This window comes from Rhodococcus sp. GQ147, from assembly GCF_059759155.1.
This window is the reverse complement of sequence record NZ_JCAXDU010000014.1, coordinates 115,070-128,943: the sequence shown is the minus strand read 5'-3', so window position 1 is coordinate 128,943 and position 13,874 is coordinate 115,070. Positions and strand designations below refer to the sequence as shown.

Sequence of the window (13,874 nt, the reverse complement as noted above, 5' to 3'; positions counted from 1 at the left end):
GCCACTCATGATGTTCGTACTGGGCGTGGTGGTGTTCGCCCTCGGCATCGCCGTCTCCATCGCCCTGCACGAGGCCGGCCACATGTGGACGGCGCAGAAGCTGGGCATGAAGGTCCGGCGCTATTACATCGGGTTCGGTCCCCGTGTGTTCGCCTTCCGCCGCGGGGAGACCGAATACGGTCTCAAAGCGGTTCCGGCCGGCGGGTTCTGCGACATCGCCGGCATGACGGCCCTGGACGAACTCGCGCCCGACGAGGTCGAGCGCGCGATGTACAAGCAGAAGACGTGGAAGCGTCTCGTCGTGATGTCGGGTGGCATCGCGATGAACTTCCTGCTCGGCATCGTGCTCATCTACGGCCTCGCTGCCAGCGCGGGACTGCCCAACACCGACAACCGCGCGGTGGTCGGCACCGTCGGCTGTGCCGCGCCGACCCAGGACGGGCCGCCCGACTACACCCCGGCCGACTGCTCGGGTCCCGGCCCGGCCGAGCAGGCCGGCATCGAACCGGGCGACGTGATCGTCGCCGTGGACGGGCAGTCCGTCGAGACCTTCGGCGACCTCGTCCGGGCCACGCAGCCCCTGTCGGGCACCGTACCGTTCACCGTCGAGCGTGGTGACGAGACCCTCACCGTGCCCGTCACGGTCCAGCAGGTCCAGCGCTGGGTCTACGAGAGCGAGTCGCTCGACGCCGAACCCGTCTCCCGCACCGTCGGTGCGATCGGGGTCGGGGGAGAGCCGGGCATCATCGAGTACACGCCGCTCTCGGCGATCCCCGCGACCTTCGACTTCACCGGTTACCTGGCGGTCCGCACGGCCGAGGCCCTCGTGAGCCTGCCGAGTAAGGTCGCCGACCTGTGGACGGCCGTCACCGGGGGAGAGCGCGCGGTCGACACCCCGGTCAGTGTCGTGGGCGCCAGTGTCATCGGCGGCCAGTTCGCCGAGCGCGGCATCTGGGAGTCGTTCGTGTTGTTGCTCGCTCAGCTGAACTTCTTCCTCGGTGCGTTCAACCTCCTCCCGTTGCTGCCGCTCGACGGTGGGCACATGGCCGTCGCGATCTACGAGAAGGCCCGCAACTGGCTGCGCGGCCTGCGCGGACTGCCGGTCGGCCCTCCCGTGGACTACATGAAACTGCTGCCGCTGACCTATGTGGCGGTGGTCATCGGTGGCGCCTACATGGTGCTCACCCTTACAGCAGACATCGTCAACCCCATCAAGCTGTTCTGATCTGCGCCGGTAGACTTGCCGAGTAGCGACGAAAGAAGGCGAACTGTGACCAGCCCCGTCGGATTGGGCATGCCCGAAATTCCTGCGGTCCTCGCACCCCGACGCAAGACCCGCCAGCTCATGGTCGGAAATGTCGGCGTCGGCAGCGATCATCCGGTGTCCGTGCAGTCGATGACCACCACGAAGACGCACGACGTGAACGCCACCCTCCAGCAGATCGCGGAGCTCACGGCGTCCGGCTGCGACATCGTGCGTGTCGCGTGCCCGCGTCAGGAGGACGCCGACGCACTCCCGATCATCGCGAAGAAGAGCAAGATCCCGGTAATCGCCGACATCCACTTCCAGCCGCGGTACATCTTCGCCGCGATCGACGCCGGTTGCGCGGCCGTGCGCGTCAATCCCGGCAACATCAAGGAGTTCGACGGTCGCGTCAAGGAGGTCGCCAAGGCGGCCGGAGACGCCGGGATCCCCATCCGGATCGGCGTCAACGCCGGCTCCCTCGACCCCCGGCTCCTCGCCAAGTACGGCAAGGCCACCCCGGAGGCGCTCGTCGAGTCCGCCCTGTGGGAGGCGAGCCTGTTCGAGGAACACGGCTTCGGCGACATCAAGATCTCCGTCAAGCACAACGACCCCGTCGTGATGGTCGAGGCCTACCGGCAGCTCGCCGCGCAGTGCGACTACCCGCTGCACCTCGGTGTGACCGAGGCCGGCCCCGCCTTCCAGGGCACCATCAAGTCGGCCGTCGCCTTCGGTGCGCTGCTGAGCGAGGGCATCGGCGACACCATCCGCGTGTCCCTGTCGGCGCCGCCCGCCGAGGAGATCAAGGTCGGCACGCAGATCCTGCAGTCGCTGAACCTGCGTCCCCGCAAACTCGAGATCGTCTCGTGCCCGTCCTGCGGGCGTGCCCAGGTGGACGTCTACTCCCTCGCCAACGAGGTCACCGCCGGACTCGAGGGCATGGAGGTGCCGCTGCGGGTTGCGGTGATGGGTTGCGTCGTCAACGGACCCGGTGAGGCTCGTGAGGCGGACCTCGGTGTGGCCTCCGGAAACGGCAAGGGCCAGATCTTCGTCAAGGGCAAGGTCATCAAGACCGTGCCCGAGGCGCAGATCGTCGAGACCCTCATCGAGGAAGCGATGCGCATCGCCGACGAGATGGACGGCAACGACTCGGGCGGCGGCCCCGTGGTGTCGGTCGGCTGATACGGGTGGGGCGCACGGGACGGCGTTCTCTCACTTTCGAGGACTCAGGTTTCCACGCCGCCGTCCGGCATGGCACTCTGATCTCGTATCGGCTTCTCGACGGGTGGTGAGCGAGTGCTCAAGCTTCTGGGCGTCCGGTCGTTGGGCGGACGTGACACCGCCGAGGTGCTCCGGGTGCTCTCCCGCGACCCCGTGGCCGCGTGCATGGTGGCCGGCCGCGTCGAGGAGTACGGACTCGACGGGCGTGCCGTCGGCGGCGAGATGTGGAGCCGCGGAGGCCCCGAGACCTCGCTGTGCTTCTCCGGCGCGAACCTCATTCCGCTGCTGGGCAGTCCGGACGACATCCAGGCGTTCGCCGAGCGCGCGAGTCGCGGGCCGCGACTGTGTTCGTCCATCGTCGGTCGCGCCGAGTACGCGCTGCCGATGTGGGAGCGGCTCGAATCGGTGTGGGGCGCTCCCCGCGAGGTGAGGGCCGAACAACCCCTGCTCGTTCTCGACCGCGAGCCGCTCGTCGAGCCCGACCCGCAGGTCCGTCCCGTGCGGCCCGACGAACTCGATGTCTATCTGCCGGCCGCGATCTCGATGTTCATCGAGGAGGTCGGCATCGACCCGCGCACCGGCGACGGCGGTGCGGGTTACCGGCGCCGCGTCGCGAGCCTGATCGCGGCGGGACGCGCCTGGGCGCGGTTCGAGGACGGACAGGTCGTGTTCAAGGCGGAGGTGGGTTCGCAGTCGTCCGCGGTGGGCCAGATCCAGGGCGTCTGGGTCGATCCCGCGCATCGTGGCTCGGGCCTCGGCACGATCGGCACGGCCGCCGTGGCCTGCGCGGTCGCTCGCAGCGGTCGCCTGCCCAGCCTCTACGTCAACAGCTTCAACGCCCCGGCTCGTGGAGCCTACGCCCGCGCGGGTTTCCGTCAGGTCGCGACGTTCTCCACGGTGCTGCTCGACTGATTTCCCGTCGGCTCTGCCTACGATGACGGGCGATGAGACCTCGAAGTTCCACCCCGGCATCCCCGTACGCACGCGCTCTCCGGATCGGCGCTGTGTGGTCGGCGGCCGTCGTGCTCCTCGGCCTGGCCGTCGCGTGCACGCCACGGCCGGCCGGGCCGGAGGCCGCCGCCCAGGCGTTTCTCGACTCGTTCGCCGCGCAGGACGTCGCGTCGGCGGCGGATCGCACCGACCGCCCCGACGACGCGGCCGTCGCGATGCAGGAGGTCCTGGATGGGCTTCAAGCCGAATCCCTCATCGCCACAACGACATCCACCCGGATCAGCGGCGACTCCGCGACCGTGGGCTACAACTACGAGTGGCACCTGCCGAAGGAACGGGTATGGCAGTACACCGGTGAGCTCAACATGGGGCGCAGCGGGAACGACTGGATCGTGCGGTGGGCGAAGTCCGCGCTGCACCCGCAGCTCGGCGAACGGCAGACCATGCAGCTCCGCAGCAGCCCGGCGCCGCGTGCCCGGGTCAACGAGCACGCAGGCAGCGACATCCTCGTCCCCGGCACGGTCTACGGCATCGCCTTCGACGCCGCGCAGACCACCGACGTCGCCGGCGCCGCACGACAGCTCGCGTCGACGTTGTCGGAGTTCGATTCCTCGCTCACGGCGCAGGCGATCGCGGAATCGGTGACGGCCTCCTCCGGGCCGCGCTCGGTGATGCGACTGCGCGAGGACGACTACGAGCGCGTCGCCCCACGTCTCGCCGGGATCGACGGTGTCGTGGTGACCGAGCAGGCCGACCTCGTCGCGACCGATCGCAACTTCGCGCCGGATCTCGTGGGTCAGATCAAGAAGACCGTCATCGACGAGGTCGACGGCACGGCCGGGTGGAGCGTCGTCGTGGTGAACCAGTACGGCGTGGACACCGGGGTGCTCACCGAGACGCCGCCGCAACCGGTGCCGTCGTTCTCGGTCAGTCTCGACCGTCCCCTCCAGCTCGCGGCCCAGGCGGCCGTCGATGCCCGCACCGAGCAGGCGATGACGGTCGTGATCGAGGCGTCCACGGGTGCGGTGCTGGCGGTGGCCCAGAACAAGGCCGCCGACCGGGACGGCCCGGTCGCGCTGGCCGGCCAGTACCCGCCGGGCTCGACGTTCAAGATCGTCACCTCGGGTGCGGCGATCGCCGAGGGGAGCGCGACCCCGAACACGATGGTGCCGTGCCCGGGCCGCATCACGATCGGTGAGCGCAGCGTGCCGAACTACAACGAGTTCGAGCTCGGGACGGTCTCTCTCGCTACCGCTTTCGCCCGATCCTGCAACACCTCCTTCGCCAAGCTCGCCTCCGAGATGGCCCCGGACGCGCTGACCGTCGCCGCTTCGCAGTTCGGTATCGGTGTGGACTACGAGGTGGTCGGGATGCCGACCTTCACCGGATCGGTTCCGCCCGCGGAGGATCTCGTCGAACGGACCGAGGACGGCTTCGGTCAGGGCAAGGTGGTCGTGAGCCCGTTCGGGATGGCGCTCACCGCGGCGACGGTCGCCGCCGGCCGTACCCCGGTGCCCTATCTCATCGCGGGTCGCGAGACCGTTGTGAGCGGTTCGCCGCCGCCGGTGACGCCGGAGATGGTGGAGGGTCTGCGCGAGATGATGCGCCTGGTGATCACGAGCGGTACCGCCGACCGCATCCGGGACCAGGGCGACGTCTACGGCAAGACCGGCGAGGCCGAGGTCGAGGGCGGGTCGCACTCGTGGTTCGTCGGTTACCGCGGTGATCTGGCGTTCGCGACGCTCGTCGTGCGCGGCGGCAGCTCCGACAACGCGGTCGCGGTCACCCGCGACATGTTCGCCGCCCTGCCGCCGGAATACGACGAGGGAGCCTGAGCTCAGGTCGTACTCGCGGGCCGACCGTCGCGCCGGCCCGCGAGTCGCGTCACCAGCCACAGCACCACACCGATCCCGAGCAGCACCCCGGCCGTCCGGTACTGGGTCACGGGCCGGTCGACCCACGGCAGGACGAGGAACAGGCAACTGGCCGCCCCGAGCACCGGGAGGATCGTCGGCGCGCGGAAGTGCCGGTGCTCCACGTGGTCCCGGCGCAGGACCAGGGCGGCGACGTTGACGATCGCGAACACCCCCAGCAGGAGCAGCGCCGTCGTCCCCCCGAGTTCGGGCACCCCGCCGACGAAGACGACGAGACCGACCGCGAGCAGCGTCGTGAACGCGATCGCGACATAGGGCGTGCGGCGCGTGGGGTGCACCCGCCCCAGGACGGCGGGCAGGACGTCCTCGCGGGCGATGCCGTAGACCAGCCGGCTCGCCATCAGCATGTTGATCAGCGCGGTGTTGGCCACCGCGAACATCGTGACGAAGGCGAAGATCCCGACCGGGAACGCCGGCGCGCCGACCTCGACCACCCGCAGCAAGGGCGTCTCGCCCGCCCCGAGCTCCTCGGGCGCGACGAGCGCGATCGCGGTGATCGAAACGAGCACGTACACCAACGCGGCGAGACCCAGGCCGAGCAGCAGCATCCGGGGGAAGATCCGGGTGGGCTCCTTGCACTCCTCGGCCATGTTCACCGAATCCTCGAACCCCACCATCGCGAAGAAGGCCAGGGCCGTCCCTGCGACCACCGCGGAGAAGACGGACCGGTCGCCGGGATCGATCTCGACCACACGCGAGAAGTCCCCGCCGCCGAAACCCAACGCCCACATGCCGATCGCGACGATGATGAGCAGGCCGCCCAACTCGACCATCGTGAGCACCACGTTGGTCTTCACGCTCTCGCCGACCCCGCGGAAGTTGATCACCGCCAGGACGAGGACGAAGACCAGCGCGATCACGGTGATCCCGGCCGTGCCGGCCAGGTCGAGGCCGAAGGCCTCGGCGAAGTTCGCGGCGAACGCCCGCGCAGCAGTGGCGGCAGAGGTGATGCCCGAGGACATCACGGCGAAGGCCACCAGGAAGGTCAGGAAATGCACGCCGAACGCCTTGTGCGTGTAGAGCGCCGCTCCGGCCGCCCGCGGATACTTCGTGACCAGCTCCAGATAGCTGAACGCGGTCACCGTCGCGACGGCGAACGCGACGAGGAACGGCAGCCACACCACGCCGCCGACCTCGTTCGCGACCTCCCCGGTGAGGGCGTAGATGCCGGTGCCCAGGATGTCGCCGATGACGAACAGCAGGAGCAGACCCGGTCCGAGGACGCGGACGAGCTGGGGTGAGTCGGTCGTCTCGGCCACCGCAGGCCCCCTTCCGCACCCTGTCCGCCGATGGGGGACCGGCCGGATATCAGGGCAGCAGACCCGATTTTCGCGCGGCGACGACGGCCTCGTGGCGGGAATGGACGTCGAGCTTGCTCATGGCGCTGCGCAGGTAGCTCTTGACCGTCTCGGCACCGACCGACAGGCGCTGGGCGATCTCGGCGTTGCTGCACCCCAGCGCCACATGGGACAGCACGTCGGTCTCGCGCGGGGACAGCACGACGTCCGTCGGTTCCGGTTCCGTTCCGTCGAGCACCCCGGCGAGACGGTCGGACAACGAGCGGAGCTTCTCCTGCAGCGCCGGATCGGTCGTGCCCTGCGCGAGCACCCGCAGCTCGGCGTGGACCTCGCGGACCTGCGCGGTCGCGACGGGATCGCGGTCGCCGGACGACCGCTCGAGCATCGCGAGTCGCCGATCGACCTCGTCGCGCACCTCGATCTCGTGCGCGAGACGTGCGGCCGCCTGCGCGAACGCCGTCACCGCCCGATCACCGACCGGCGCGCACTCGCGCGCGGCGCCGTACAACACCGCGCGGGCCTTGCCCTCGACGAGTACCGGCACGGCGAGGATGGACCGCAATCCCTCGTACAGAACGGGACGGTCGAAGTGGTGCGTGATCGACGCAGAGCGACCGTAGTCCGACACCGTCACCACCCGCGACTCCGCGAGGACGCGACCGCCGAGACCGGCCCGCGGAGGCACCACGACCCCCGCCAGGCTGTTGGTGCGGGTGCCGAAGAATTCGCTGAGCTGCAGCGATCCCTGCTGGACCTCGCCGGCGAAGACCACCGGCAACTGTGCCTGCGCCGCGGTGCGGCGGAGTTCACCGCGCAGGGCGTCACCGTCACGGGGACGCAGCAGCGTCGACGAGGAGGACGACACGAACGCCACCCCTTTCCGGGGGTATCGGGGAACATGGTGTGACTCGAATCATAGACGTCGAACGGGTGTGCTCCACAGATCAGGAACACCCTGGCCGGTACGGACGAAAGGACCACAATGGGCGACACAGCGAGCCGCGTGCGGACACTGCTCGAGCGGTACGACACGGCAGACGCCTGCGCAGCCCGACTGCTGTGCGACGACCATCCCGCCGACGCGGTGGCGTTCACCGTCGTCGACGCGGACCTGAGCTCCACCGATCTCACCTACGGCGAGCTCCGCGAACGGTCGATCCGCTTCGCCGCGGCGCTGGCGGATCTCGGTGTCGAACCCGGCGACCACGTCGCGACGCTCATGGGCAAGTCGGCAGACCTGGTGGTCGCGGTTCTCGGTATCTGGCGTCGCGGCGCCGTGCACGTGCCGCTCTTCACCGCCTTCGCCCCGCCGGCGATCGCCTTCCGGCTCGACGCGAGCGGCACCAAGGTGGTCGTGGCCGATCGTGATCAGGCCGGCAAGCTCGCCGCCGGATCGGATCTTCCCGCCGAGGTGCCGTGGCAGGTCGTCGTGGCCGGTGAGGGAGACGCCGACGCGTCCGGGCGTGGGGCCCGCGACTTCGGCGAGCTGGTCGCCGCGCAGTCGGCCGACGACCCGCGTGGCGAGGCTGTCGCCGTCGGCGCCGAGGGGCGCCTGGTCCAGCTGTTCACCTCCGGCACGACCGGCACTCCCAAGGGTGTTCCCGTCCCGGTGAAGGCGCTGGCGTCCTTCCACGCCTACCTGGAGTTCGGCCTCGACGTGCGCAAGGACGACGTCTTCTGGAACGCGGCCGATCCGGGATGGGCGTACGGGCTCTACTACGCGCTACTAGGGCCGCTCGCGGCCGGTCGGCGCAGCCTCCTGCTGCACGCCGGTTTCTCGCCCGCGCTCACCTGGCAGATCCTCGACACCTTCGGGGTGACCAACTTCGCGGCGGCCCCGACGGTCTACCGCAGCCTCAAGGCCGACACCGCCGAGCACCCGCCGGTGCGGCTGCGTCGTGCCTCCTCGGCCGGTGAGCCGCTGACCCCGGACGTCCTCGAGTGGTCGAAGGAGACCCTCGGTGTCGTGGTGCGCGACCAGTACGGACAGACCGAACACGGCATGTTCGTCGTCGACGCGTGGGCGGACGAGCTGCGCGAGGACACCCCGGCGCGTTCGATGGGCAAGCCGCTGCCGGGCTGGAGCTGCGCGGTGCTGCGCGAGGACAGCGACGAGATCGCCGAGCCCGGTGAGGTCGGACGCGTCGCGATCGACGTGCACGCGAGCCCGCTCGTGTGGTTCACCGGCTACGTCGACGCACCCGAGAAGACCGCCGACCGGTTCAGCGAGGACGGCCGCTGGTACCTGACCGGCGACGCCGGCAAGGTCGACGAGAACGGCTTCTTCTTCTTCTCGTCCCGTGACGACGACGTGATCATCATGGCCGGTTACCGCATCGGCCCGTTCGACGTCGAGTCGGTGCTCGTGATGCACCCCGACGTGATCGAGGCCGCCGTGGTGGGTCTGCCGGACGAACTGCGGGGGGAGGTCCTCGAGGCGTTCGTGGTGCTGCGGGAGGGTGTCGAGGGCGACGACGCGGTCGAGGCGGAGCTGCAGAAGCTCGTGAAGCAGAAGTACGCCGCCCACGCCTACCCGCGCGCGGTGCACTTCGTGCCGCACCTGCCCAAGACGCCGAGCGGCAAGGTCCAGCGCTTCAAGCTGCGCCAGGCGGGCGCTGTGGGCTGAGCGGCGCACGACGGCCCGATCGGTGGATGACGGGGGAGCGGGGCGCGGCGGCTAATCTGGAAGTCATGGCTACCCGCGCTCCGCTCGTCCCCGGCACTCCGACTCCCGTCCGGGAGGTGCCCGCATCGATCGAACGGCCGGAGTACGTGTGGAAGCCCACGGCGAAGGAAGGCAACGAGCCGTGGGTGCAGACACCCGAGACGATCGAGAAGATGCGACTCGCGTCGAAGATCGCCGCACAGGCCCTCGTCGAGGCCGGTAAGGTTGTCGCGCCGGGCGTGACCACCGACGAGATCGACCGCGTCGCGCACGAGTACATGTGCGACCACGGCGCCTACCCGTCGACCCTCGGCTACCGCGGCTTCACCAAGTCGTGCTGCACCTCGCTCAACGAGGTCATCTGCCATGGCATCCCCGACTCGACCGTCGTCGAGGACGGCGACATCGTCAACATCGACGTCACCGCCTACATCGACGGCGTTCACGGCGACACCAACGCCACCTTCCTGGCCGGCGACGTCTCCGAGGACGTCCGCCTGCTCGTCGATCGCACCCGCGAGGCCACGATGCGCGGCATCAAGGCGGTCAAGCCGGGCCGGGCCCTCAACGTCATCGGCCGGGTTATCGAGTCCTACGCCAACCGCTTCGGCTACGGCGTCGTCCGCGACTTCACCGGCCATGGTATCGGCGAGACCTTCCACAACGGCCTGGTGATCCTGCACTACGACCGGCCCGACATCGACACGATCATCGAGCCCGGCATGGTGTTCACCATCGAACCGATGATCAACCTCGGTACGCCCGACTACGAGATCTGGGACGACGGCTGGACGGTCGTCACCAAGGACCGCAAGTGGACCGCGCAGTTCGAGCACACCATCGTCGTCACCGACACCGGCGCCGAGATCCTCACCCTGCCGTGACCTCCGCTCGCTGAGCGAGCACGGAGTTCGGCCCCGACCCGGAAAGGGTCGGGGGCGAACCTGTTTCGGAAGGCGGCCGGCCTGGGGTGCCGCGTTGCGGGCGACCTGCCAGGTCGCGCCCACGCACACCGCGGCCACCAGCAGGGGGAGCGCCACCAGGGTCGTCGTCGGCGACGCGTCGACGATCCACGACCACAGCGACGACCACGACCGGGTCCACGTGACGAGGGTCGCGGCGAGACCGCCGATCACGACGACGGACGCGGCGGCCGTCAGCAGACCCGTTGCGCGCCAACGGTGCTGGATTGCCCCGACGAGCATCGACAGCGCAACGATCAGGAGCATGGTGGCGAAGAATCCCAGGAACTGCACCACGGAACTGTCGGTGACGAAACGCAGGATCCCGAACATCCGCATGTCCACTCCCCAGCCCGTCGTCGATACGGCAAGAGGCGGAGCACGGACTGCGGCCATGTAGCGTTTGCCCATGGAATCGAGGACGGTGACCACGCCCGGTGGGGACGTGCAGGTTCGGATCGGCGGCCCCGAAAGTCGTTACACGGTGCTGCTCTTCCCCGACGCGGGGGAGGACGCAGGTGTGTACGACGTCGTGTGCGAGCGGCTGCACACGTCCGACCTGCGGACGATCGTGGTCGAGAAGATCGACGGACTCGCGCCCGCCGACGTGTTCGCCCTACTGGACGCCCTCGCCCTGCCCTGGGTTCATCTGGCGGGCAGCGGCGCGGGAGCCGAACTGGCCTGGGCCGTCGCCGCAGGACGCTTCGGACGCTTCGCGAGCCTGGTGGTCGCCGACCGCGGCCATCCCGCGGTCGCGGATCGTGACGGCACGGTGCGCGACGCGTCGGCGCCGCCCGCGGAGGTGCCCACCACGATCGTCGTGGGCGATGCCTCGCGTCGACCCGAAGCGGACGCATCGATGCGCTACGTGACGGGAGAGTTCCGGGTGGTCGAACTCGCCGGGGTCGCCAACGTGCCCGCCGAGGCGCCCACCGACTTCGCGTCCGCGATCGCGCTGCGCACCGGAAGCTGGTGAGACGCGTGTGGCCTGCGGCCCGGAGAGGGCAGCAGGCCACACGGCGCTGGTGAAGGTGCTCGGAGACCCCGAAGTTCAGAGACCCAGCAGGGCGTTCTCGACGAGTTCGGGCAGCGCGGGGTGGATCCAGTACTGCCCGGTCGCCATCTCCCGCGCGGGCAGACCGAACGACATGGCCTGGATGAGCGGCTGGATGACCGTCGACGCCTGGGCCCCGATGATGTGGGCGCCGAGCAGCAGACCCGTCGACCGATCGGCGATCAGCTTGCAGAAACCTTCGGTGTCCTCCATGGCCCAGCCGTAGGCGACGTTGCCGTAATCCTGGATCTTGACGGAGATGTCGAATCCCACCTCCCGGGCCTCGGCCTCGGTGAGACCGACCGACGCGATCTGCGGATCGGTGAACACCGCGGAGGGGACGTAGCGGTGGTCCGTCTGCTGCAGACCCGTGGTGTCGCCGCTCCACGCGTCGTGCAACAGGTTGTGCTGGACGACCCGCGCCTCGTGGTTGGCCACGTGCTTGAGCTGGTAGGGCGACGACACGTCGCCGAGGGCGAACACACCCGCCGCGGACGTGCGCTGGAACTCGTCGACCACGATCCGGCCCTTCGCATCGAGTTCGATGCCGGCCGCCGCGGCGTCGAGCAGGTCACCGTTGGGCTGCCGACCTGTCGCGACGAGCAGGGCGTCGCCGCTCACGACGGTGCCGTCGGCGAGTTCGACCTCCACGCCGTCGCCGACCGGACGGAACGCCCGGGCCGGATTGGCGAGGTGGACGTCCCACTTGGCCGCGGCGAGCGCCGTGAACCGCTCGGAGACGTCGGCGTCGAGGTGCCGCAGTAGACGGTCGGTCCGCGCGATCACCGACACCCGCGTGCCGAGCGCCGAGAAGACGTGGGCGAACTCCATCGCGATGAAACCCGTCCCGAGGATTACGAGGGACTCGGGCAGTTTAGGCAACCGCATGATGCCGTCGCTCGTGTGATATCTCACACCGGAATCGAGTACCTCCTGCGGGATCGCGGGCCGCGAACCGGCCGCGACGACCACCTGGTCCGCGGTGATCACCTCACCGGTTCCGGTGTCGATGCGGCGCTCGCCGACGAACCGCGCGTGACCGTCGTAGACGGTGACGTTCGCGCAGTCCTCGCGGCGGTAGCGCTCGCCGCCCGCAGCGATGGGATCGATGCGACCGAAGACCCGGTCGACGATGTCGTTCCACCGCACTCCGTCGATCGACGCGTCGACGCCGTACTTCGCCGCGGTGCGGACCGTGTGGGCGACCTCCGCGGCGTAGACGTACATCTTCGTGGGGATGCAGCCCACGTTGAGGCAGGTGCCCCCGAAGGTGCCTTCTTCGAGGAGAGCGACGCGCTTCCCGTCGTACCGCTCGTCGAGGATCGAATTCCCCGATCCTGTGCCGATGATCGCGAGGTCGTAGTGGGTCACGCGTGCTCTCCCGTGAGTCGGTGCAGTACGGAAACGGTGGCGGAGTCGTCGGAGTCGTCGGCCTCGGTTCGGGAACCGGAGGTGTCCGCCTCGTCCGCTCCGTCCAACCATTCCAGCCACAAGTCCAATTCCCGGAAGGCCTCCGCCAGGGGACCGGGTGTGGACAGGAACACGTCGTGACGGGCACCGTCGATCGGCACGATCGTCGTGCGGTTGCCGAGGCATCCCGCCCATCGGGCTATCTGGCGGACGTCGAGGACCGCGTCGACGGTGTCGACGCTCGCGTCGTACCGCGGAGCGAAGCGCGAGGCACCGGACCGCAGGATCAGCGACGGCACCCCGATGTCGAGCCCGCGGTGCAGGACGGCCTGGCCCCGCCGCACGGCACGTAACCAGCCGAAGCGGACGGGGAACCCGGTCAACGGCTTCCAGTCGAGGTCGTAGCGCCAGCCGTCGCACTGCAGGCTGCGGCCGTAGGCCTCGGTCTTCGGCAGCGGTATGAGCGCGCGCGGGCGGAGGCGGCCGACGATGTCGACGGCCGCCGTGCCGACATTGCGCAGGTAGGACGGTCCCTGCAGGTCGAACCACGGACTGTTCAGGACGAGACCCACGATGCCCGCCGCGGCAACCCCGCCGGGCCGGCGACGGAGACGGTCGAGCCACAACGGCAGGACGAGCCCGCCCGTCGAGTGGGCCGCCAGCAGCACACCGCCACCGACCTCCTCGCGCACCACGCGCAGCGCCTCGTCGAGTTCGGCGTCGTAGTGGGAGAGATCGGTGACGAAGTGAGGGGTGTGCCCGGGTGCCCGCGAACGACCGCACTTGCGAAGGTCCAGCGCGAAGAAGCGGTAACCGCGCGCCGCGAAGTGCTCGGCGAGGTGCTGCTGGAAGAAGTAATCGGTGAAGCCGTGGACGTAGAGCACCGCCCGGTCGGGGAGATCGGTAGACGGAGGCTGGTAGCGCACCAGGGTCGCCGAGATCTCGCCTTCGCCGTCGGGGTCGGTGCCCAGCGGCAGTTCGAGCTGTTCGTAGCCGTCTCCGAGGACGTCAGGACGCCAAGTAGTCACTATCACACCCTAGGTGTGTTCGCCGACCACCGCTCATGGGTACACAATGAGGTGAAATGAAACGTCGGACCACGCGCGGGTAACCTGTCGGTCGCATTCGCGCGCCGC

The 13,874-nt window shown here is 69.4% G+C and carries 11 protein-coding genes; 7 read left to right on the top strand and 4 right to left on the bottom strand.

The window, feature by feature from the left end; genetic code table 11:
- Positions 1-7 precede the first annotated feature (7 nt).
- The 4 genes from AC6CID_RS16915 to AC6CID_RS16900 all read left to right on the top strand — a co-directional run bounded on the left by AC6CID_RS16915 (position 8) and on the right by AC6CID_RS16900 (position 5,250).
- The gene (locus tag AC6CID_RS16915) at positions 8-1,225 is read left to right on the top strand and encodes a M50 family metallopeptidase (RefSeq protein WP_024100644.1); all 1,218 of its coding nucleotides are present in this window, start codon (positions 8-10) and stop codon (positions 1,223-1,225) included.
- Between the two features lie 45 nt (positions 1,226-1,270).
- On the top strand, positions 1,271-2,425 hold the full coding sequence (gene ispG, locus AC6CID_RS16910; protein WP_024100645.1) for a flavodoxin-dependent (E)-4-hydroxy-3-methylbut-2-enyl-diphosphate synthase: 1,155 nt from the start codon (positions 1,271-1,273) through the stop codon (positions 2,423-2,425).
- A gap of 114 nt (positions 2,426-2,539) precedes the next feature.
- Complete coding sequence (locus tag AC6CID_RS16905) at positions 2,540-3,376, top strand: GNAT family N-acetyltransferase (RefSeq protein WP_019289127.1); 837 nt, start codon at positions 2,540-2,542, stop codon at positions 3,374-3,376.
- A gap of 32 nt (positions 3,377-3,408) precedes the next feature.
- Positions 3,409-5,250 (top strand): penicillin-binding transpeptidase domain-containing protein, encoded by a 1,842-nt coding sequence (locus AC6CID_RS16900; protein WP_197483248.1) that lies wholly within the window; start codon positions 3,409-3,411, stop codon positions 5,248-5,250.
- A gap of 2 nt (positions 5,251-5,252) precedes the next feature.
- Here AC6CID_RS16900 and AC6CID_RS16895 read toward each other — a convergent pair whose 3' ends face one another.
- Together AC6CID_RS16895 and AC6CID_RS16890 are read right to left on the bottom strand one after the other, a co-directional pair.
- Positions 5,253-6,608, bottom strand: a complete 1,356-nt coding sequence (locus AC6CID_RS16895) for an APC family permease (RefSeq protein ID WP_019289129.1) — start codon at positions 6,606-6,608, stop codon at positions 5,253-5,255.
- Positions 6,609-6,657: 49 nt separating this feature from the next.
- On the bottom strand, positions 6,658-7,521 hold the full coding sequence (locus AC6CID_RS16890; RefSeq protein WP_498354219.1) for a LuxR C-terminal-related transcriptional regulator: 864 nt from the start codon (positions 7,519-7,521) through the stop codon (positions 6,658-6,660).
- 108 nt (positions 7,522-7,629) lie between these two features.
- Here AC6CID_RS16890 and AC6CID_RS16885 point away from each other — a divergent pair, with 108 nt between their 5' ends.
- The 3 genes from AC6CID_RS16885 to AC6CID_RS16875 all read left to right on the top strand — a co-directional run bounded on the left by AC6CID_RS16885 (position 7,630) and on the right by AC6CID_RS16875 (position 11,250).
- Positions 7,630-9,273 (top strand): AMP-binding protein, encoded by a 1,644-nt coding sequence (locus AC6CID_RS16885; protein WP_019289131.1) that lies wholly within the window; start codon positions 7,630-7,632, stop codon positions 9,271-9,273.
- A gap of 65 nt (positions 9,274-9,338) precedes the next feature.
- Positions 9,339-10,196 carry a type I methionyl aminopeptidase gene (map, locus tag AC6CID_RS16880; RefSeq protein WP_006554247.1) on the top strand — a complete coding sequence of 286 codons (858 nt, stop codon included), beginning with the start codon at positions 9,339-9,341 and terminating at the stop codon, positions 10,194-10,196.
- A gap of 487 nt (positions 10,197-10,683) precedes the next feature.
- Entirely contained in the window at positions 10,684-11,250 is a 567-nt protein-coding gene (locus AC6CID_RS16875) for an alpha/beta fold hydrolase (RefSeq protein ID WP_024100650.1), read from the top strand.
- Between the two features lie 75 nt (positions 11,251-11,325).
- Here AC6CID_RS16875 and mtr read toward each other — a convergent pair whose 3' ends face one another.
- Complete coding sequence (mtr, locus tag AC6CID_RS16870) at positions 11,326-12,699, bottom strand: mycothione reductase (RefSeq protein WP_064061051.1); 1,374 nt, start codon at positions 12,697-12,699, stop codon at positions 11,326-11,328.
- Positions 12,696-13,766, bottom strand: a complete 1,071-nt coding sequence (locus AC6CID_RS16865; RefSeq protein ID WP_064061050.1) for an alpha/beta hydrolase — start codon at positions 13,764-13,766, stop codon at positions 12,696-12,698. The genes mtr and AC6CID_RS16865 overlap by 4 nt, the downstream gene beginning before the upstream one ends.
- Between the last annotated feature and the right edge of the window lie 108 nt (positions 13,767-13,874).

What these genes read in the sequence shown, in the direction of transcription:
- map (WP_006554247.1), top strand. Translation starts at nt 9,339, where the DNA reads ATGGCTACCCGCGCTCCGCTCGTCCCCGGCACTCCGACTCCCGTCCGG.
- AC6CID_RS16900 (WP_197483248.1), top strand. Translation starts at nt 3,409, where the DNA reads ATGAGACCTCGAAGTTCCACCCCGGCATCCCCGTACGCACGCGCTCTC.
- AC6CID_RS16915 (WP_024100644.1), top strand. Translation starts at nt 8, where the DNA reads ATGATGTTCGTACTGGGCGTGGTGGTGTTCGCCCTCGGCATCGCCGTC.
- AC6CID_RS16875 (WP_024100650.1), top strand. Translation starts at nt 10,684, where the DNA reads ATGGAATCGAGGACGGTGACCACGCCCGGTGGGGACGTGCAGGTTCGG.
- AC6CID_RS16885 (WP_019289131.1), top strand. Translation starts at nt 7,630, where the DNA reads ATGGGCGACACAGCGAGCCGCGTGCGGACACTGCTCGAGCGGTACGAC.